Annotated in this window: 18 protein-coding genes; 8 read left to right on the top strand and 10 right to left on the bottom strand. The window is 68.4% G+C overall.

Annotation, left to right across the window (positions count from 1 at the left end):
• Window positions 1–16: 16 nt before the first annotated feature.
• Both ACP7AI_RS07185 and ACP7AI_RS07180 read right to left on the bottom strand, forming a co-directional pair.
• Window positions 17–4198 (bottom strand): translocation/assembly module TamB domain-containing protein, encoded by a 4182-nt coding sequence (locus ACP7AI_RS07185; protein ID WP_426165589.1) that lies wholly within the window; start codon window positions 4196–4198, stop codon window positions 17–19.
• Entirely contained in the window at window positions 4198–6189 is a 1992-nt protein-coding gene (locus tag ACP7AI_RS07180) for an autotransporter assembly complex protein TamA (protein WP_426165587.1), read from the bottom strand. The genes ACP7AI_RS07185 and ACP7AI_RS07180 overlap by 1 nt, the downstream gene beginning before the upstream one ends.
• Window positions 6190–6283: 94 nt before the next feature.
• Between ACP7AI_RS07180 and ACP7AI_RS07175 the strand changes: the two genes are divergently transcribed.
• Window positions 6284–6478, top strand: coding sequence for a hypothetical protein (locus tag ACP7AI_RS07175; RefSeq protein ID WP_426165585.1), 195 nt, complete (start codon window positions 6284–6286; stop codon window positions 6476–6478).
• 22 nt (window positions 6479–6500) lie between these two features.
• On the opposite strand, the gene ACP7AI_RS07170 is transcribed toward ACP7AI_RS07175, so the two are convergent.
• Window positions 6501–7181 (bottom strand): S24 family peptidase, encoded by a 681-nt coding sequence (locus ACP7AI_RS07170; RefSeq protein ID WP_426165583.1) that lies wholly within the window; start codon window positions 7179–7181, stop codon window positions 6501–6503.
• 341 nt (window positions 7182–7522) lie between these two features.
• On the opposite strand from ACP7AI_RS07170, the gene ACP7AI_RS07165 reads away from it, so the two are divergent.
• The 5 genes from ACP7AI_RS07165 to ACP7AI_RS07145 all read left to right on the top strand — a co-directional run bounded on the left by ACP7AI_RS07165 (window position 7523) and on the right by ACP7AI_RS07145 (window position 14374).
• Complete coding sequence (locus ACP7AI_RS07165) at window positions 7523–7882, top strand: hypothetical protein (protein ID WP_426165581.1); 360 nt, start codon at window positions 7523–7525, stop codon at window positions 7880–7882.
• 149 nt (window positions 7883–8031) lie between these two features.
• A complete protein-coding gene (locus ACP7AI_RS07160; RefSeq protein ID WP_426165579.1) occupies window positions 8032–9132 on the top strand; it encodes an efflux RND transporter periplasmic adaptor subunit in 1101 nt (366 codons plus the stop codon).
• 1 nt (window position 9133) lies between these two features.
• Complete coding sequence (locus tag ACP7AI_RS07155; RefSeq protein ID WP_426165577.1) at window positions 9134–12187, top strand: efflux RND transporter permease subunit; 3054 nt, start codon at window positions 9134–9136, stop codon at window positions 12185–12187.
• Window positions 12187–12579, top strand: coding sequence for a hypothetical protein (locus ACP7AI_RS07150; RefSeq protein WP_426165575.1), 393 nt, complete (start codon window positions 12187–12189; stop codon window positions 12577–12579). The genes ACP7AI_RS07155 and ACP7AI_RS07150 overlap by 1 nt, the downstream gene beginning before the upstream one ends.
• 70 nt (window positions 12580–12649) lie before the next feature.
• Window positions 12650–14374, top strand: a complete 1725-nt coding sequence (locus tag ACP7AI_RS07145; RefSeq protein ID WP_426165573.1) for an N-acyl-D-amino-acid deacylase family protein — start codon at window positions 12650–12652, stop codon at window positions 14372–14374.
• 15 nt (window positions 14375–14389) lie between these two features.
• On the opposite strand, the gene ACP7AI_RS07140 is transcribed toward ACP7AI_RS07145, so the two are convergent.
• The 7 genes from ACP7AI_RS07140 to ACP7AI_RS07110 all read right to left on the bottom strand — a co-directional run bounded on the left by ACP7AI_RS07140 (window position 14390) and on the right by ACP7AI_RS07110 (window position 18256).
• Window positions 14390–15067, bottom strand: a complete 678-nt coding sequence (locus ACP7AI_RS07140) for a carbonic anhydrase (RefSeq protein WP_426165571.1) — start codon at window positions 15065–15067, stop codon at window positions 14390–14392.
• Between the two features lie 76 nt (window positions 15068–15143).
• Window positions 15144–15839: a DUF899 family protein gene (locus ACP7AI_RS07135; protein ID WP_426165569.1), complete on the bottom strand. Its 696-nt coding sequence runs from the start codon at window positions 15837–15839 to the stop codon at window positions 15144–15146.
• Window positions 15836–16267 carry a GFA family protein gene (locus tag ACP7AI_RS07130; RefSeq protein WP_426165567.1) on the bottom strand — a complete coding sequence of 144 codons (432 nt, stop codon included), beginning with the start codon at window positions 16265–16267 and terminating at the stop codon, window positions 15836–15838. The genes ACP7AI_RS07135 and ACP7AI_RS07130 overlap by 4 nt, the downstream gene beginning before the upstream one ends.
• Window positions 16264–16728 (bottom strand): SRPBCC domain-containing protein, encoded by a 465-nt coding sequence (locus tag ACP7AI_RS07125; RefSeq protein ID WP_426165565.1) that lies wholly within the window; start codon window positions 16726–16728, stop codon window positions 16264–16266. The genes ACP7AI_RS07130 and ACP7AI_RS07125 overlap by 4 nt, the downstream gene beginning before the upstream one ends.
• A gap of 2 nt (window positions 16729–16730) precedes the next feature.
• Entirely contained in the window at window positions 16731–17207 is a 477-nt protein-coding gene (locus tag ACP7AI_RS07120; RefSeq protein WP_426165563.1) for a VOC family protein, read from the bottom strand.
• A 3-nt stretch (window positions 17208–17210) separates the two neighbouring features.
• Window positions 17211–17666, bottom strand: a complete 456-nt coding sequence (locus tag ACP7AI_RS07115; protein ID WP_426165561.1) for a VOC family protein — start codon at window positions 17664–17666, stop codon at window positions 17211–17213.
• Entirely contained in the window at window positions 17666–18256 is a 591-nt protein-coding gene (locus ACP7AI_RS07110) for a TetR/AcrR family transcriptional regulator (protein WP_426165559.1), read from the bottom strand. Before ACP7AI_RS07110 ends, ACP7AI_RS07115 begins: the two co-directional genes overlap by 1 nt.
• 213 nt (window positions 18257–18469) lie before the next feature.
• On the opposite strand from ACP7AI_RS07110, the gene metZ reads away from it, so the two are divergent.
• Window positions 18470–19678 carry an O-succinylhomoserine sulfhydrylase gene (metZ, locus tag ACP7AI_RS07105; RefSeq protein WP_426165557.1) on the top strand — a complete coding sequence of 403 codons (1209 nt, stop codon included), beginning with the start codon at window positions 18470–18472 and terminating at the stop codon, window positions 19676–19678.
• Window positions 19679–20089 carry a Co2+/Mg2+ efflux protein ApaG gene (gene apaG, locus ACP7AI_RS07100; protein ID WP_426165555.1) on the top strand — a complete coding sequence of 137 codons (411 nt, stop codon included), beginning with the start codon at window positions 19679–19681 and terminating at the stop codon, window positions 20087–20089.
• Window positions 20090–20092: the final 3 nt, after the last annotated feature.

Genomic DNA, 20092 nt, shown 5'->3' with positions numbered 1-20092 from the left:
CCGGCGCAACGCCGGTTCAATAATCCCGCTTCCACCGCAGGTTGGCGCTCGTCCCGCCCAGCGTCGCGACTTCCGAAAGGATCGACAGCGAGCGCGTCAGCGACACCTCGATGTTGGTGGCGGTATAGCCCTGGGCATCGGTCGCCAGCTCGACATAGACATTGCGGCCGATGTACTGGCCCGCCGCCACCGCGGTCTTGCGGCCGTTGGCTGTATCGGCGGGCAGGATACGCAGCCGATCGATGCCAAGGCCCTTCCGCACCGCGTTGATCGGGTTGAGCCCGCCGCCACCGCCGCGCAACGAGGCAAGCGCGCCGGCGAGCTGGATGGCTTCGGGTGCCGACAGGTTCGTCACCGAACTGCCGAACAAGACCCGGCTCAGCACCTCGTCCTCGGGCAGCGACGGTACCGAGCTGAACTTGATCTCGGGCCGTGTCGCGGTGCCATCGATATCGAGCTGCGCCGTGAAGCCCGACGTCGTGCTCGTCGCCGACACATCGATGATCGGATCGGGCGGATAGCCGCCGGCAAAGCGCAGCGCGCCCTTGGTCAGGTTGAAGCGCTTGCCGGCGAAATCATAGTCGCCGCGCACCAGATCGACCCGGCCGATGACCTCCGGCGTGCGCGCGCCGCCCTTGATCTTCACATTGGCGCTCCATTCCGACTCGACACCCATGCCCGACACCATGAGCCGCCGGTCACCGCGGACATCGAGGCTGAGCAGCCAACGCTGCGGCGGCAGATAGGTGGCGGCCCGGCGCCCGAGCACGCGGGTGTTGCGTTCGGTCACCTGCAGCACTGGTACCTCCACCGCCGCGGCCCGGCCGAGCCGGAACGATGCCTTTTCGACCGTCAGCTTCCCCGACACGACGCCGCCATAAGGGTCGGTCGCGATGCGAACGCTGCCGCTGGCGGTGCCGGTATAATCGTCGCGATTGAGCAGCTGGGCGTTCTTCAGCGCCAGGCGAATGTCCATCGGAAAGGCGCGTTCCGCCGACAGATCGATGCCGCCGGTACCGGTGATGGTGCCGTCGCGCCCGGCCCGGCCCGAAAAGCGCGTCAGCTCCAGCCGCGAAGCGGTGAAGCGGCTGTCGAGCGAGACCTGGTCGACGACGGCGCCGAGCAGCGTCGATTCGACCCGCGCGCCCTCTGCCCGGGCCGTGCCGGTGATCTGCGGGTCACCCAATTGCCCGCGCACATCGGCCGCGACGGCAATCGGCCCGCGCACATCGAGCGCCTCGATCCCCGAAAGCCCCCACAGCGACTGCGCCGGGCCATTGTAGCGCGCCTGGGCGAACACCGGGCTGGCAAGCAGCCGCGCCATGACCGTGCCGGCGCCGCCCTGGATCGGGCCGATCCGGGCCTGGGCGCGCCCCTCGACCTTGCCGCCGCGGACGATGACGGCGCGGGCGATGATGCCGGCCTGAGATAGTTCGGCGTTGAGGCCGACGTCGATCGGCGTCGATGCGGATGCCAGGCCGGCGCGCGACAGGCTGTTGAGCCGCAGCGTCGCGGTGCCCGACGGGACGTTGCCGGGATCGAAGGCAAGATCGACATTGCCCGAAATGCGCCCGCTGAAGTCGAGCGTCGGCCAGGCGGTGGTCAGCAGCGCCAGCGACACCTTGTCGAAACGCGCATGCAGGTCCTTTCGGGCGCCGAACAGCCCCGACAATTCGGCGCTGCCATCGGCCGTCACGATGCTGACCGGTGCCAGCGCCCAGCCGGCGGCGCTGCGGCTGAGCACCGCGGGGCCGCTGAGGCGTACCGGTTTGTTGTCGAGTTTGCCGCTGGCGGTGACGGTCACCCGGTCCGGCGTGAAATCGACCGACGTGTCGAGCGCAAAGTTCGCGCTGGTGGTGCCGCTGACCGTCGCCGTGGCGCGGCCGCGGCCGCCGGCATAGGCGATGTTGCCGGCACCCTTGTCGATGCGCAGCCCGTCGCGTTCGATGCCGGCCACGTTGAAGCTGCCGGTGGCGCTGGGCCCGCCAGGCGGCAACAGCACCGACAGACGCAGGCTACCCCGGTCGATCGTCACCGGCACATCGAGTGCCAGCTGGGCATTGTCGGCGGTAACGTCGATGTCGGCCCGCTGCACGGCACCGGCGGCGGCCAGCAGCGCGGTACCGTCCAGCCCCGGGCCGGTAAAGCCGATGCGCCCGGCAAAGGGCCCGGCGGCGGTCTGCGCGATGCGGCCCTGGCCGGTCAGCCCGGCGATTGTCGCACTCGCGACCTCGATGGTCACGGGCGAGGTCGCGGTGCGGATCAGCCCGCGGCCGGTGACCGGGCCGTAGGTCGAGGCGCCATTGGCGACAAAGCGCCAGCCTTCCGGCGCCGGCGCCACATTGGCGGCAAGGTTGGCAAGGCCGATGCCGAAGCCGGGCCGGACCAGCACGACATCGACGACGGGCGCATTGATCGGCCCCTTCAACGCCAGCGTCAGCGGTCCATAATCCCGCGAATTGCCGCTGCCGCGCGCCGTCACCAGCCCCGCCGGCGTGCGCGTGCCCGCCGCTATCAGCGCAATGCCGGGCGATGTCAGCCGGGCATTGCTGAACGCCAGCGACAGGTCGCCGAGCACATCGATATCGGCGACGATGCGCGGCAGGCCGCCGGTAAGCGCTGCAAAGAAGCCATTGTCGAGGCGCGTCACCCTGATATCGGTGCGTCCCGTGACACGCGCACCACCCGGCGCCGGCACGACGCGCAGGTCGGCCAGGATGTCGGTGAGGCCGAGGCCTTGCACCAGGTAGCGCGGCAGGCCGCCCTTCACAGTCAGCAGGAAGCGCTGGCCGTCGATGACATCGGCAGTCGCGGTGCCGTTCAGCCGATCGGAGCGGAAGGCGAGCGCCTTCGACACCAGCCGCCCGCCGGCGAGGGTCAGCGGCCCGTCGATGCGAATGTTGGTCAGCAGCGGGGCAGCCACATCGCCAAGGCCGGTCAGGCGCGCCGCCGACAGGCTGACCGGGATGACCAGCGGCCGCCGGCCGCCGTGGACGATGCCGGCGGCGCGGATGTCGGTGGCGACGGCCTGGCGCCAGCCGGCGCTGGCGGCGGTCAGGCGATAGTCGATCAGCGGGTCGGCGAAGGTGCCGGCGAGCCTTGCGGACAGCTGCATGTTGCGCGCCGAGACCGCCGGATTGATGGCGCGCGGGTCAAGCAGCCGCGCGCTGACGACCACATTCTCGATCGATTCCGTGCTGAAATCGATATTGCCGCGTGCGTCGGCGGTCACCGCAGCGGTCACCGCGCGCAATGCCAGCTGCGCCTTGCTGCCTTCGACCCGCGCGCTGCCGTCGATGTTCAGCACCGGCCCCGCCAGCCGCCCGGCGACACCGCGCAGCAGACGCGCCGGCGTGGCCGTGCCGCGTGCCGTGAACAGCCCCGATCGCGCCGTGATGGCGACATCGGCCAGCGGCGTGCCCCCTAGCCGGGCATTGAGCCGGCCCTGCCAGACCTGCCAGCTGCCATCACCGCCCAGCGCGATATCGAGCGGCTGGGCAAGGCCGAGGACCCCGGCGATGGCACCGCCAAGGGGTGCGGTGACCAGGGCATCGACATCGAAGACATTGCGATCGGGTTCCGAATCCAGCGACAGCCGGACCGTATCGCCTGCGCCGGTCACCCCGGGCTGGGCCAATGTCAGCGCCACCAGCTGCAAGCGGGCGCGACCGGCCCGGATATCGGCGCTGCCGCCGACGCCGAGCACGCGCAGCCGCCCGCTGACTGGCGGTTCGAGCACCAGCCGGTCGATCTTCAACCGGGCGATGTCGAAGTCGAAATCGGGCAGGATGCGGTCGCTGCCGCTCGGCCGCAGCGCCGGCTTGCGCAGGATGCGGACCTCGGGCGCCAGCAGATAGCGAGCGGTGAAGCGTTTCTGGACCAGATCAAGCGGCCGCCAGTCGATCGAAAGCAGCGGGATCGTCGCGAAAGCGCCGGCCGGATCGCCGATGACGATATCGTGGATCGTCGCCTGGCCGAACAGCGAGCCGTCGATGCGGCCGGCGCGGATCGTCAGGCCCGACGCCGGCTTGTAGCCCGGGAGCTGCCGGACAATGAAGGCGCGGCCGCTTTCGGTGTCGATCCAGCGCGTCGCGCCATAGACGAGCCCGGCCAGCAGCACGACGACGAGCACCACCAGCAGCAGGATGCGGGCGATGCCGTTGCCGCCGGCACGGCGCAAAGGGGCGTCGTCGGCCATCAGAAGGCCTGGCCGATCGATACATAGAAGGCGACGCGGGGGTCGCCGGTGCGCCGGGTCACCGGCGTCGCCACGTCGATGCGCACCGGGCCGAAGGCAGTGTAGTAGCGCAGGCCGATGCCGGCGCCGATGCGCAGGCTGTCGAGCTTGGGCAGCGTCGAGGCATAGACCTGGCCGGCATCGACGAAGCCGACGACGCCGAGATCGTTGCCGAACGCCTGGAAGCGGTAACGGACTTCGGCCGAAGCCTCGGTCAGGCTGTTGCCGCCGGTCGGCGTGCCGTCGGCATTCTGCGGGCCGACGCCCTGGAAGTCGAAGCCGCGCACCGAGCCGCCGCCGCCGGCATAGAAGCGCCGGTCGGGCGCGATGCGGCCGCGGCTGGCACCGGCGATGCCACCGAAGTGAATGCGCCCGGCCAGAACGATGGAGTCACCAAGCGGCCGATAGACAGAGCCTTCGACCTGCAGCTTCACATAATTGAGGTAGGAGCCGCTGCGGAGGGTGAATTCGGGCGAGACGCGCCCGGTCAGCCGGAAACCGCGGGTCGGATCGAGCAGATTGTCGGACTGGTCCCAGGTCACGTTGCCGGGGAAAGCCAGGATGAAATAGGTGTTGTTGGGGTCATTGGGGGCCGATCGATCGCGCTGGCGCGTCACCAGCAGCTCGCCGCCGATCGAATAGGTGATCGGCTTTTGCCAGATGATGTTCGATTCCCGCGCCACCGCGCCACCGATGGCAAAGGTCGATGCGTCGAAAGCGTTCTGCTGTTCGGCCGACAGGCCCATGCGCAGCGACAGCGTCTGGTCGCGCTTCTTCCAGTTGCGCCGCTGGATCTCGCCGGCGAGCACCTGCTGGCGCTCGGCGGCGACCGTACGGACCGTCAACGCGCCTTCGGGCGGGAACAGGTTACGGTGCGTCCAGCTCGCCTCCACGCGCAGGCCCTGGCCGGTCGAATAGCCGCCGGTAGCGGCGACGGTGCGCACCGGTGCCGCTTCGGTGGTGACGACCAGGTCGACGACCTGGGCACCATCGGCGTTGATGCGGCCACCCGGCACCGGCTTGACGATGACGCCGCCGAACAGCCCGGTCTGGATGAGCGCGCGGCGGAGGTCGTCGCGGCCGGCCTCGGTATAGGGCTGGCCGGGCTTGAAGCGCGCCAGCACGGCGAGATGCTCGTCGTCGAACTTCTGGGTTTCGCCCTCGATATGCAGGCTGCCGAAGACGCCGCGCGCGCCGAGGTCGATGGTCTGCGCCAGTGTGGCGGTGCGGGTGGCATGGTCGACGACGATGTCGGGCTTGCCGATGACGGGGAACGGGTAGCCGGCGTCGGCGAGCTTGGCGGGCAGCGTGTCCTGCGCTGTCGTCACCCGGGTGGCATTGATCGGGTCGCCGGCGGCAATGCCGAGCAGCGGGGTAACCACGGCGGTCACCTGCGCGGCGCTGCCGGCGGCATCGGCGGGCGGCGACACGATGACGCTGTCGAAGCGGTACTGCGGGCCGGGATCGACCGTCAGCGTCACGCTGGTGGTCGCCCCAGGGTCGGTCGGGGTCGCTACGACGACCTGGGTGTTGCCGCCATAGCGGCCGATCGAGCGCAGCAACTGGTCGATCAGGTCGCGATCTTCGGCGATGCGGCGGTTGATCTGGGCCAGGTTGGACACTTCCCCCTTGCGCGTCCACAGCGACGACAGCGCCCGCCATTCGTCGTCGAGGCCGGTTTCCGCGAGGCCGGTCAGGGCCACGGTGTAGCGGACGTCGCCGGCGGGGGCCACGGCCTCGCCGGCGGTGGTGGTCTCCACGGTCGGCCAGGGCACATTGCCCGGCAGCGGCGCGAATTCGTCGAGCGATGGTTCCCCGGTCGGCAGGGGTACGGCGGTGGGCGGTGCCAGGTCGGCCGGCTGCGCCGCAGCGGCCATCGGCAGCAGGGCCAGCAGCGAGACGCCGAGCGCCCGGCCCAGCAGCCGCCTTTTGGTCCATTCCCGCGCTTCCACGCCAGCGGTCCTAGCCCAGCCCGGGCAAAGCGCAAAGCCGTCGCGGGTCCGCAAGGGACTGGCGGCCCACCGATGGGCGTGTCAAAGCACCCTCATGCCGACTACGCCACCCGAACCGCCCGCGTCCCGCCGCCCAGTCCAGGGTGGTGGCTGCCTGATTGCCGCCGGGCTGATCATCGGCCCGATCGTCGGAATGCTGTTCGGAGAGACGTCGATGGGGCTGGTCGGCGGGCTCGTTTTGGGCGTTATCGGGGCCATTGCCGTCGCCGTGATCGACCGGCGGCGCTAGGTCGCAGGCGCCAGTTCACGACCTAGTTGAGGCGCCGGCCGACCCACACCACCCGCCCGATCACCGTTACCCCGGCCGGATCGCAGTCGTCCCAGCTCGGATAGGCGTCGTTGTCGCTGCGGATCGTCAGCCGGCGGGTCGCCGGATGCACCGACAGCCGCTTGACGAGCAGGGCATCGTCGGTGCGCAGCACATAGATACCGTCGCGCAGCCGCTCGCGATCATCGGTGTCGACGAGGATCTGGTCGCCATCGGCGAGCGTCGGCAGCATGGAATCGCCTTCGACATTGATCACCGACAGCGCCTCCGGCCGGCCATTGGCGACGCTGCGCACCCAGCTCGCCTGGAAGGCGAGGGTCGCGAGCGGGGTCTCCTCGCCCGGCTCCACACCCGGACCCGCCGATGCGCCGATGGCGAGCTGCGGGATGAGCACATAATCCTCGCTGCGCTGCACGAGACCGGGCCGGGCGACCACGGCCCTGGCGGTGCTGTCGTCGGGACCGCCGAGCAGACGTTCGGCGATGCCGAAATGCTGGGCAAGCACGCGCCGGTCGTTTTCCGACAGACGGCGGGGCACGCCGCGTTTGACGAATTGCTGGATATAGGTGGGATTGCGGCCGAGACGCCGGGACAACGAGGCATAATCCTCTCCACGCGACGCAATCAGCCCGTCCAACCGCTTGCGGATGGCGAAACTGTCCATAACTCGCGGAACCTCCTCTCCCGGTCCGCTTGAATCGAACTCTACCATAGTTTTTTACCTAGACTAGTAGGATTTTGCAGGCGATGTTTTGTCGAACCTGCCGAATCGGACGTGATTTGGCGCCATTGGGGAGGTAAGCTGATGTCTTTGCTCGTAACTGTCGAACGCCATCTCCGGCGCCGGGCGATACCACCGTCGCGATTCGGCCGCGACGTGGTCGGCGATCCGCGATTCGTCTTCGACCTGCGCCGCGGCCGCGAGCCGCGCCCGGCCATGGCCGATCGGGTGCTATCCTTCATCGCGCGCGAAGTCGGCGATACAGACCGAAAGGGTGCCGCATAATGCAACATGGGGGCAACCACATCGCGCTGGCCATCGTGCGAGGGATCAGCGAACTGAGCAGCTTGGCGATTGCGGATAGGCAAAAACCGACTGTCGTAGTCGAACACGTCAGCTCGACCGATTGGGCGAGCGCAACCTTCATCGGCGCCACCCATGAAATCGCACTGCAGATCGTGGGCAACGACGACGCCGTTCGGGCGGCCTTGGCCGCGATCAGCGCCGGGTTGCCCGATCACGAGTTCACCATAGCCGGACATATCGTGGCGGAAATCGCCGTACTCCCAGGATGCGAGGCTGCAGTTGCTGACCATATGATTTCTAAATCATTAACAGTCAATGCGCTCACGATCAGTGATTAACGCACTGTTCGCAGATAAGGTGCCAAAGCCCACAGTCCGCCTCTGCGACAAAGTTGAGCGCTGCTCAAAAAAGCGGTTGCGCAACAATCTCCCGGCCCTATTGATATGAGTCGCAATCAAATTCGGTTGTCGAGACGGGCGGGCGAGCGATGCAGCGGGGGCAGGAGCGATCCATCGGACTGGGGCTGGTGTTCACCCTTGTCGCCGGGTGCCAGGCCTCCACGCCGCCGCCTGCGGCCGCCACCGGCGATGCCTTGCCGGTGGCCGTCACGCCCGCCGTGCCGGCGACCGGCACCGCCAGCCTGGAGCTCAGCGGCACTGTCAGGCTGAAGCGGGAGACGGCGCTGGGCTTCAACACTGCCGGCCGCATCGCCGCGATCATGGTGCGCGAAGGCGACAGTGTGGCGCGCGGCCAGGTGCTTGCCCGGCTCGATCCCACCAGCCTCGATGCGGCATCTGCTTCGGCCGGCGCCGAAGTCACGCGGGCCGACGCCGATTATCGTCGGCTGGCAGCGCTGTTCGACAAGGGTTGGGTGACCGCGCCCCGCGTCGAGACAGCACGTGCCGCGGCTGCCGCCGCGCGCGCCCGGGCCTCGCAGACCGGTTTCGACGTCGGACTCGCCACCATACGCTCTCCGTCGGCCGGTATCGTTCTGCGCCGCCCCGCGGAACCTGGCCAGATCACCACGCCCGGCCAGGTGGTGCTGATCGTGGGTGAACGCTCCTCGGGCTATGTGCTTCGCGTGCCGCTGGCCGACGCCGACCTCGCGCGGGTCAGGCGCGGGCAATTGGCCGCCGTTACCCTGCCGGCGCTCGGCCCCGAGCCATTGGCGGCGACCGTCAGCGAGATCGGCGCGCGCGGCGACGACACCACCGGCACCTTTCGCGTCGAACTGACGCTGCCCCCGCGGGACGACATGCGGTCGGGCCTGATCGGCACGGCGCGGCTGCGCTTTGGTGGGGTCGGGCCGGTGGACGGCGATGTCACGGTGCCGGCAACGGCGATCTTTGCCGCCCGCGCCGATGAAGGCTTTGTCTATGTGCTGGACGGCGCCGGTTCGACGGTACGGCTGCGCCAGGTTGCCCTTGGACCGCTGGGCGACACCGCCGTTACCGTCACCTCCGGCCTCAAACCCGGAGAGCGGGTGGTGACATCGGGTGCCGACCGGCTGCGCGACGGCATGCGCGTCAAGGTTGCGCAAGCCGCCGTGACCACGGCCGCCCGGCCTGCAGCAAGACCCGCCGCCTGACATGGGCTTCATCGCCTTTGCGGTCCAGCGCTGGCAGATCACGCTGGTGGCGTTCGCGCTGCTCGCCGCGATCGGCATTTCCGCCTTCCTGACCATCCCGCGCTCGGTCGACCCGCATTTTCCGTCGCCGTTCGTCAACGTCGTCGCCACCGTCCCCGGCGCCGAGCCGTCCGATATGGAAACGACGATCGCCAAGCCGATCGAGGATGTCATCCAGGGCCTCGACGGGATCGTCCGCGTCCAGTCGCGATCGACCGACGGCACTGCCGTCATCACCGCCGAATTCAGCTGGAACGGCGACCCCGAGAAGAATTACGACGAGGTCGTCCGCGAGGTGAACGCCATCCGCGGCACGCTGCCGTCGGCCCTGCAGCGGCTGGAATTCCAGAAGACGCGGACCACCGAGGCGGCCGTCGTCCAGTTCGCGCTGGTCAGCGACACCGCCAGCTACCGCCGCCTCGAAAAGCTCGCCAAGGACCTGCGCGAGCGGATGAACCGGGTGTCGGGAGTGCGCAACAGCCGGGCCTGGGCGATCCCGACGCCGGAGGTGCGCGTCGCCATCGATGCCGGCCGCATGGCGCAACTCGGCCTGCCGGTGACGGCGCTGACAGATGCGCTGCGCCAGGGTTCCACCGACCTGCCGCCGGGCAGCGTCCACATCGGCGACCAGCGATTGAACGTCCAGGCCGGCGGCGCCTTTCGCAGCATTGCGGAAATCGCCGACGAACCGGTCCGCGCCAGCGACGGCCGCGTCGTCAGGGTCCGCGATGTCGCCGCCGTCGGCTGGAATTACGAGGAACAGCCGCATTACGCCCGCTACAACGGCAAGCGCGCCGTCTGGGTAACGATGACGCAAAAGGACAATCTCAACGTCCTCGATATCCGCGATGCGGCTGTGAAATCGGCGGAAGAGTATCGCAAGCTGCTGCCGCCCGATGTGCAGCTGGAAATCGCCTTCGACCAGTCGCTCGACATTTCGCGCAAGCTGGACCAGCTCGGCCGCGATTTCGCCATCGCGCTCGGCCTGGTGCTGATCACGCTGCTGCCGCTCGGCTGGCGGGCATCGCTCGTCGTCATGGTGTCGGTGCCGCTGTCGCTGGCGATCGGCTGCGCGGTGCTGGCGTTTTCGGGCTTCACGCTCAACCAGCTGGCGATCTCGGGCTTCATCATCGCGCTGGGGTTGCTGGTCGACGATTCGATCGTCGTGACCGAGAACATCGCCCGCCATTTGCGCGAGGGCGAGAGCCGGGAGGCGGCGGCGCTGACGGGCACGCGCGAGATCGCCGTTGCGGTCATCGGCTGCACCTTCGTGTTGCTGTTCGCTTTCCTGCCGCTTGCCTTCCTGCCCGAAGGCGCCGGCAAGTTCACCCGGTCGTTGCCGGTCGCCGTGCTCGGCACCGTCGCCGCCTCGCTGCTGGTGTCGCTGACCATCGTGCCGTTCCTCGCCAGCCGCATCATGCCGCGCACCGAAAGTGAGCATGGCAACCGGTTCCTGCAGACCATCCAGGGCGGCATCCAGCGCTTCTATGCGCCGACGCTGCACTGGTCGCTGACCAACCCCTGGAAGGCGATGGCGGCGGCAAGCGTGCTGGTGTTTTCGGGCTGTGCGCTGGTGCCGTTTATCGGGTCGAGCCTGTTTCCGCCCGCCGATGCGCCCTATTTCCTGGTCAGCGTCACTGCCCCCGAAGGCGCCGCCATCGCCCAGACCGAGCGCGCCGTGCGCCATGTCGAGGCCGCGACACGCGGCGAACCCGACGTCGTCGCGGTGATGGCCAATGTCGGCCGCGGCAACCCGCAGATTTTCTATAACCAGCGCAATTTCGACCAGCGCAGCAACGTCGGCGAAGTGCTGGTGACCCTGAAGGGCTGGGACCCGATCGCCGGCCCGGCGCTGGTCGCGCGGCTGCGCCAGCGTTTCGAAACCAACCCCGATGCGCAATTCGTGCTGAAGATCTTCCAGAACGGCCCGCCGATCGATTCGCCGATCTCGGTCAAGATCGTCGGGCCCGAGCTCGACGTGCTGAAGCGGCTGGCGGCGGAAACCGAGGCGGTGATGCGCAAGGTTCCCGGCACCCGTGACGTCGTCAATCCGGTGGCGGTCGATCAGCAGCGGCTCGATCTGGGGCTCGACGCCTCCAAGGCGGCGCTGCTCGGCGTCGTCCCCGGGGCGCCGCGCCGGGCATTGCGGCTGGCGCTGTCGGGTGAAAATGCCGGCCGGCTGCGCGACCGCGAGGGTGACAGCTATAATGTCGTCGTGCGGCTGCCGCTCGATGTCCGCCACGAACTGTCTGAACTCGACAGGATCTATGTGCCGACGGCCGGCGGTGCCATCCCGTTGCGCCAGATCGCAACGCCGCAGCTCGACAGCGCGCCGCCGCGGATCAACCGTGAACGCCAGCAGCGCATCGTCTCGGTCCAGTCGCAGATCGTCGATGGTTTCCTGACCGCAAAGGTCAACAGCGCCGTCTATGAGGCGATCAAGGCGGTGAAGCTGCCCGCCGGCTACAGCTTCGACCAGGGCGGCGAGGCCGAAGTCGCGGCGCGCAGCTTTGGCGGGTTGGGGCCGATCATCGCGATCGCGGTATTCGGCATCCTGGGCGTGCTGGTCATCGAGTTCGGCCGCTTCCGCGAGACCGCGGTGGTGGCGGGCGTCATTCCGCTCGGGCTGTTCGGCGGGCTGGTGGCGCTGTTCCTGACGGGCAACTCCTTGAGTTATACCGCCGTCATCGGCTTCGTCGCGCTGATCGGCATCGAGATCAAGAATTCGATCCTTCTCGTCGATTTCACCACCCAGTTGCGGCAGAAGGGCATGGGCCTGCGCGACGCCATCGAGCGCGCCGGAGAGGTGCGTTTCCTGCCCGTGCTGCTGACCAGCGTGACGGCGATCGGCGGCCTGCTGCCGCTGGCGCTGTCGGGATCGGGACTCTATGGCCCGCTCGCCTGGGTGATCATCGGCGGGCTGATCTCGTCGACATTGCTCAGCCGCATCGTGACGCCGGTGATGTACCTGCTGATCGTGCGCGGGCATGAACCGATGCCGGTGGCGACGGCCTGATGCGGGGCCAGCCGGCTGCCGTTGCGCTGCTTATCGGGCTGATGTGCGTCGTGCGTTTCGGGCTGGCGGCCTATGGCTATCTGCTGCCGGCGGCGCTGATGGAACAGCTCGCAGCGCCGGCCGCGGATAACTTGCAGATGCCCTATATCATCCGGGTCTGGGCGGTGCGTGACATGGTCATCGCCGTGCTGGTGGCGAGCGCAGGGCCGGCGATGATCCGCACGCTGCTGATCGCCTGCATCGCCATCGATGCCAGCGATATCCTGTCGGCCTGGCTCGGCGGCCGGGCCGGGCTGTTCGATCCGGGGGCGACCCTGTCGCTGATGACCACCGCTATCGCCGCACTGGTGCCCGAGAGCCTGGCATTGCTGCTGATCGCGCGGCGTCGCTAGCCATCCTCCCCAATGCAAGCGGTGTCACCGCGCCGGCGGCGTGCTAGGCTGCTGATATTGGGAGAGTGACATGGCAGATTATGACCTGGTGATCCGGGGCGGCGAGATTCACGATGGGCTCGGCAATGCGGGCGTTGTGGGGGATGTCGCGATCAGCGGTGACCGCATCGTCGCCATCGGCACCGTCACCGGCAGCGGCATCGAAGAGATCGACGCGACCGGCAGGATCGTCACCCCGGGTTTTGTCGACGTGCACACCCATTATGACGGCCAGGCGACCTGGGAACACCGGATGACGCCGTCGTCGGGGCACGGCGTCACCTCGGTGGTGATGGGCAATTGCGGGGTCGGTTTCGCGCCGTGCAAGCCCGACCAGCACGGCATGCTTATCGGGCTGATGGAGGGCGTAGAGGACATCCCCGAGGTGGTGATGACCGCCGGGCTGCCGTGGAACTGGGAGACGTTTCCGCAATATCTCGATGCCCTGGCGGCGCGCCAGCTCGACATCGACGTCGCGGCGCAGCTGCCGCATTCGGCGCTGCGCGTCTATGTGATGGGCGAACGCGGCGCCAACCGCGAAGCGCCGACGGACGCCGATCTCGCCGAAATGCGCCGCCTGACGACCGAGGCGATCCACGCCGGCGCGCTCGGCGTCACCACGTCGCGCAACATGCTGCACCGGACGCGGGCGGGCGAGCTGGCACCAAGTCTCAATTCGCCCGAGGACGAGCTGCTGGCGCTGGCGGCCGGGCTGCGCGATGCCGGCGCCGGTGTGTACCAGCTGATCCCCGACATCCATGGTGAGGCCAGCGACGAGTTCGCGCTGATGCGCCGGGTGGCGGCGGCTTCGGGGCGGCCACTGTCGTTCTCCCTGCTGCAGATGGCGACCGGCGACGAGGACGGCTGGCGCCAGTATCTGAGCGCGCTCGAAGCCTCCCATGCCGAGGGCGTTACCATTCGCGGCCAGGTCTATCCGCGGCCGGTCGGGCTGTTGTTCGGCCTCGACCTGTCGTTCCATCCGTTCTCGCTGCACCCGAGCTTCCGCCCGCTCGCCGAGTTGCCGCTGGCCGAAAAGGTCGCGGCGCTGCGCGATCCGGCCCTGCGCGCGCAGCTGCTGTCGGAGGAGCCGAGCGACACCAATCCCTTCTACATGGCGATCGTCCAGGCTTCGACCGCGACCTATGTGATGGGCGAGCCGCCGGTCTATGACCCGGCGCCGGAGGATCGTATCGACCGCATCGCCAAGCGCGAGCAGCGTACGGCGGCCGAAGTCGCCTATGAGCTGCTGATCGCTAACGACGGCCGCAACATCCTGTTCCTGCCGGGCGCCAATTATCGTGACGGCAATCTGGCGGCCGCGCGGGAGATGTGCACCCACCCCGACACGATCATCGGGCTGGGCGACGGCGGCGCGCATTATGGCGTCATCTGCGACGCCAGCTTCACGACCTATTATCTGCAGCGTTTCGTCCGCGATGCCGCGCCCGGGCAGGCGGTGCCGTTGGCCGCGGCGATACGATCGCTGACGTCGGTGCCGGCAACGGCCGTCGGTCTCGACGATCGCGGCCGGCTGGCGCCGGGCTACAGGGCCGACATCAATGTCATCGACATGGCTGCGTTGACGTTGCACGCGCCGACCATGGCGCGCGACCTGCCCGCCGGCGGCAAGCGCCTGCGCCAGCTCGCCGACGGTTATGCGGTGACGATCAAGAGCGGCGTCGTCACCTATCGCGATGGCGTGCCGAGCGGCGCGCTGCCGGGCCGGCTGGTGCGCGGCGCGCAGGTCGCTGCCTGACGCCGCGCTGCGGGATCAGGCGTCGGCGTGTGAATGGCCGTGGGCGTCCATGTATTTCTTGACCTGCGCCGCATAACGCTGGCTTACCGGCTTGAAATCATTGGCGGCTTCGTCATAGGCATAGACCTCGCCGTCCTTGATGTCATAGACCCAGCCGTGGAGCTGCAGCGTCCCCATCGCCAGCGCCACCGCTACCGTGGGGTGCGTCTTCAGGTGGTTGAGCTGCAGGATGACATTCTGTTCGAGCAGCAACAGCATGCGGGCATGGTCGTCGAGATCGCCGCCGATCGCCGCCACGATATCGACGGCCGCACGCGAATAGCCCAGCCAGTCGCGGACATGCGGCAGCGCGTCGAGTTTTTCAGGCGCCACCGCGCCCTTCATGGCGCCGCAATCGGTGTGGCCGCAGATGACGATGTGCGGCACCTTCAGCCCGCCGACGGCGAATTCGATCGCCGCGGTCGTCGCCCCGGTGGAATTGGAGTGCGGCGGCACGATGTTGCCGGCGTTGCGCACGACGAACAGGTCGCCAGGCTCGGTCTGGGTCAGCATGCCGAGCTCGATGCGCGAATCGGAGCAGGTGATGAACAGCGCCTCGGGCGATTGGCCCTTGCTCAGCGTTTCGAACAGCGGCTTCTTCTCTGGGTAGACGTCGCGCTGAAAACGCACGACGCCGGCGGCAAACTTGGGCACGGGCTACTCCTGTGATGGCAGCCGCTTCTACAACCAACATTACAAAAGAGCAATGTTGGACCGTGGTGCCCCCTCGTCAGTCGTATGCGAGGCGCGGATACCAGCTGGCCAAGCGGCCGCGCGGCGTCTTGTCGAGCAGGTTCCACAAGGGCGCGATGTCGGGTGCGCCGCGCGGATCCTGGCCGGGATCGGCGGTGTTGCCGCCCAGTTCCTCGGCCCAGAAATGCCGGACGACGCCGTCTTGGCGGACGAACACATTGAGCGCCGCCGGGTCGTCGCCGCCGGTTTCATAGCCGGCATAGTCGCGCAAGTACGCGTCGTTGTCGTCCTGGTAGAGCGGGATCGGGGCCCAGCCGCGTTCCCGGGCAAAGGCCGCCAGCCGCTCGTAGGGCGACCGCGCGACGACCGCCAATGCCGCCTGCTGGCCGATATCGGCGGCGTTGGCGGCCAGCGGCCCGATGAAATTGGTGCACATCGGGCAGGGCCGCGCGCGTTCCGGCCCGAACATGAAGCTGTAGACGATCAGCGTGTCATGGTCGCCGAACAGCCCGGCAAAATCGCTCGCGCCATTGTTGCCGATGAAACGATAATCGCCGCGCACCTCGCCACCCGGCGGCAGCGCCTGCCGCGCTTCGGCAACGCGCGCCAGCCGGCGGCGCAGTTCGATCTCCTCGGCCAAAAGCGCGGTGCGGGCGGTGCGATATTCGGCGCTCTCGTTAGGAAAGCGGATCGGCGTTGCTTCGGCAAGCTGCCGTGCTGGAACGAGGGTCATTCGGTCCTCCTGTCGGGCATGGTGTCGAAAACCGTGATATCGGGCGGCAGCGGCACCCACGCCGGGCGGTCGCGCGCGAAGATACCGATGCGGGGGGTGAACGCTGCCGGGTCATCGAGCGAGCCCGCATAAATGGTGTGGTCGGTGTCGATCCCGATGATGCCGCCGAACACCAGGCCCCCGCACGTCGGGCAAAAATTGCGCACGGAATCGGTACCACGCGCCGCGCGCCCGACGTGCTGCCGGGCCGCGCCACTGAAGCGCAATGCCGCCGCGTCGAAATTCATGAACGGCATGAACCCCGATCCCGATGCCTTGCGGCAATCGGCACAGAAGCAATAGCCGGCCATTGCCGGCGCGGCCGAAGCCGCATAGCGCAGGGCGCCGCACAGGCAGCCGCCGGCAATCGCCGCGCGGCTGCCTGTCATCGGGCGTCCAGCCGCTCGGCGACCTCGGCCAGCTGGACGGCAACGGCGCCCCAGCCGGTTGCGAAGCCCATCGCCTCATGGGTCTGCTTCGTCGCCTCATCCCAATGCCGGGCGGTGGCGCGGTAATCGGTACCGCCATCGGCAGCCGGTGCGAATTCGAAGATGCCGACCATCTTGAAGTCTTCCTGGGGTTGCCAGCCGGGGGCGAGCGCGCTGGTGAAGACGAAGCGTCGCTCCGGCGTCACCTCGAGCACCACACCGGCGCCGCCACCGCCCTCGCCGTCGGGACCCTTCATCGCGATGTCGAAGGCGCCGCCCGGCCGCCATTCGAGCGCGCGGATCTCGCTCGTCCAGGGTCGCGGACACCACCATTCGGTGAGATGTTCGGTGAAGGCACGCCAGACCACCGCCGGCGGGGCGGCGATATGGTGGCTGACCGACAGTTCATGTGCTTCCGCCAAGTTCATTCTCCATCAAAGGCGCGCTGCAGCGCCGCCATGTCGAGTTTCACCATGCCCATCATCGCCTGCATCAGGCGGCCAACCTGTTCCGGCGTGCCGTTGCGCTGCAGGTCGGACATCATGCGCGGCGCCACCTGCCAGGACACGCCGAAGCGATCCTTCAGCCAGCCGCACTGCACCGCCTGGCCGCCGCCATCGATCAGGCCGTTCCAGTAGTGGTCGATCTCATCCTGGGTCTCGCAATCCACCGACAGCGAGATCGCATCGGTGAAGGGCACGCCGGGACCACCGTTGAGCGCCATGAACGGCTGGCCGCGCAGGGTGAATTCGACGACCAGCACGGTGCCGGCCGGGCGCGGCATGTTCTCGCCATAGCGCGAGATGGTGCCGATCGCGGCCCTGTCGAAGAGGCCGACATAATGGCGGGCGGCGTCCTCGGCCTCGGTATCGAACCACAGGCAGGGTGTTATGCTGCCCATGGCTCAGGCCTCTGCCAGCGCGGCGGCGAGTTCCGCGCTCGACTTCGGCGGTCCCATCGGCGTCGCGATCGACCAGACATGGCCGAACGGATCGGTGACCATGCCGTAGAGATCGCCCCAAAACATCGGCTGGGCCGGCATCGTCACCGTGGCGCCGGCCGCCTCGGCCCGGGCGATCGCGGCGGTCGCGTCGGGCGAATAGAGGTGCAGGGTGACCGGCGAGCCCTTCAGCGTCAGCGGCGACAGGCCGCCCATTTCCGGAAACTCGTCCGCCAGCATGACGACGCCGCCGTTGATCGTCAGCGCGGCGTGCATCAACCGGCCGTCCTTGCCGGGCAGGCGCACCATCTCCTCGGCGCCGAACGCCGCCTTGTAGAATTCGATCGCCGCCGCTGCATCCTTGCAGACGAGATGCGGGGTCACGCCGGGCAGCGGCAGTGTCTGGTTCGGCTCGGTCATCACTGGTCTCCTTCCCCAAAAAGCAACACGAGATAGCGGCGCAGGTGATCGATACTGGCGAGCGCCGGCACCGTATCGCCGCTCGCCTTCGAAAGGATGAAGCCGCCCTGCAGCACCGCCTGGGTGTGCAGCGCCAACCCTTCGGCGGTCACGCCGGTGACGCCGCGTGCCGCGATGGCCGCTGCAAGATCCGCCTCCAGCGTCGCGGCATGGCCATAGATGCTGGCGCGGCAGGCATCGCGGATAGCCGGGCTCGTCTCGTGAAGTTCCTGCACCATCGTGCCGGCAAGGCAGGTGAATTCGGCCGGCGACCCGACGATCAGGTCGCGCCGGAAATCGACATAGCCGAGCACCCGCGCCACCGGATCGGGGTCTGCGTGCCAGGCGCCGGCGCCGAACAGCGCGGCGGCATGGTCGGTCCAATGCTGCGCGGCGGCGACGCCGAGCGCCTCCTTCGAGGCAAAATGGTGGAAGAACGCGCCCTTGGTGACCGCGGCGTGCGCACATAGCGCATCGACCGAGGTGCCCCCGAACCCCTGGCGACGGACCAGGTCGGTGGCGGCGTCGAGGAGGCGATCGCGGGCTGACATGAAACGAACGTACCGACTGGTTGGTATGTTGGCAAGTTGAATGGTGGGGAGGGGAGGGCATGGGCAAAGCCCATGCTGGCGCCGGACGGGTTCGGTCGGGGTTTCCGACCGCCCCGCCGATCGGTCTTGCGCCTGTCGGCGCGCAGCGCTTCGCTGCGCGCGCGCGGCGCTGGGACGTTGCTTACCGGCGCGCCCCCGCCTATTCCTGCCGACATGAAACGTTTTGCCGGCCAGGATCGCAGCATCACCGACGCCTGGCGGCCGGCGACGCTCGCCGTGCGCGGCGGCACGGCGCGGTCGGATTTCGGCGAAACGTCCGAGGCGATCTTCATGACCTCGGGCTATGCCTACGACAATGCCGAGGAAGCTGCCGCGCGCTTCCGTGGCGAACGTCCGGGCATGACCTATTCGCGGCTGCAGAACCCGACAACGGACATGCTGGAAAAGCGGCTGGCATTGCTGGAAGGTGCCGAGGCGGCACGGGCGACGACAACCGGCATGGCGGCAATGACCGCGGCGCTGCTCTGCCAGCTTTCGGCCGGCGACCATCTTGTTGCCGGGCGGGCGCTGTTCGGTTCCTGCCGCGTGCTCGTCGATACCATCCTGCCGCGCTTCGGCATCCAGACGACGACGGTCGATGCCGCCGATGTCGACGCCTGGGCGCGGGCCCGCCAGCCCAATACCAGGGCGTTCTTCCTCGAAACGCCGTCCAATCCCGGCCTCGAAGTCTCCGACATCCGCGCTATCGCCGATATCGGCCATGATGCCGGCGCCGTCGTCGTCGTCGACAATGCCTTTGCCTCCCCGATCGTCCAGCGGCCGCTGGATCTCGGCGCCGATGTCGTCGCCTATTCGGCGACGAAGCTGATGGACGGGCAGGGGCGGGTGCTCGCCGGCGCCGTGCTCGGCACCGAAAAGTGGATGAACGACGTCTATCTGGCGTATGCCCGCCACACCGGGCCGAACCTTTCGCCGTTCAACGCCTGGGTGGTGTTGAAAAGCCTGGAGACGCTCGACCTGCGCGTCCGCCGCTCGTGCGAGAATGCGCTGAAGGTCGCGACCTTCCTCGAAGGCCGGGTGCCGCGCGCGCTCTACCCCGGCCTCGCCTCCCATCCCCAGCACGCGCTGGCGATGCGCCAGATGACCGCCGGCGGCACCATCATCGCGCTGTTCCTCGACGGCGGCCGGCCGCAGGCGCATGGCCTGCTCGACGGGCTGGCCCTGATCGACATTTCCAACAACCTCGGCGATTCGCGCACATTGATGACGCATCCGGCCTCCACCACCCACGCCAGCGTCAGTCCCGAGGTGCGTGAGCAGATGGGCATCACCGAAGGCATGCTGCGCCTTTCGGTCGGCCTTGAGGATCCGCAGGACCTGATCGACGATCTCGACCAGGCGCTGCGGGGGGTCGGCCTGTAGATGGTCATCAACCTGATGTTCCCCTACCAGGCGACGACGCGGCGGATCACCGTGCGCGTGGCGCCGCGCTATTTGCCCGACCAGTCCGACGCCCAGGCGCCGCGGCACGTCTGGAGCTATCACGTCCGCATCGAGAACCACGGTCTCGAAACCGTGCAGCTGCTGGCGCGGCACTGGGCGATCACCGACGGCGACGGCCGGATCGAGCATGTCGACGGGCCCGGCGTCATCGGTCAGCAGCCGCTGATCGAACCGGGCGGCGCCTTCGACTATGTCTCTGGCTGCCCGCTGGCAACGCCGAGCGGCACCATGCAGGGCCATTACGAGATGCGCGGCGAAAGCGGCGCCTTCGATGTCATGATCCCGGCCTTTGCGCTGGAGCATCCGACGTTGAAGCCGAGCGTCAACTGACCG

Source organism: Sandarakinorhabdus sp. DWP1-3-1 (genome assembly GCF_049896705.1).
Lineage (GTDB): Bacteria > Pseudomonadota > Alphaproteobacteria > Sphingomonadales > Sphingomonadaceae > Sandarakinorhabdus.
The sequence above is the reverse complement of the archived record's forward strand: the minus strand, read 5'-3'. Positions and strand labels throughout refer to the sequence as shown.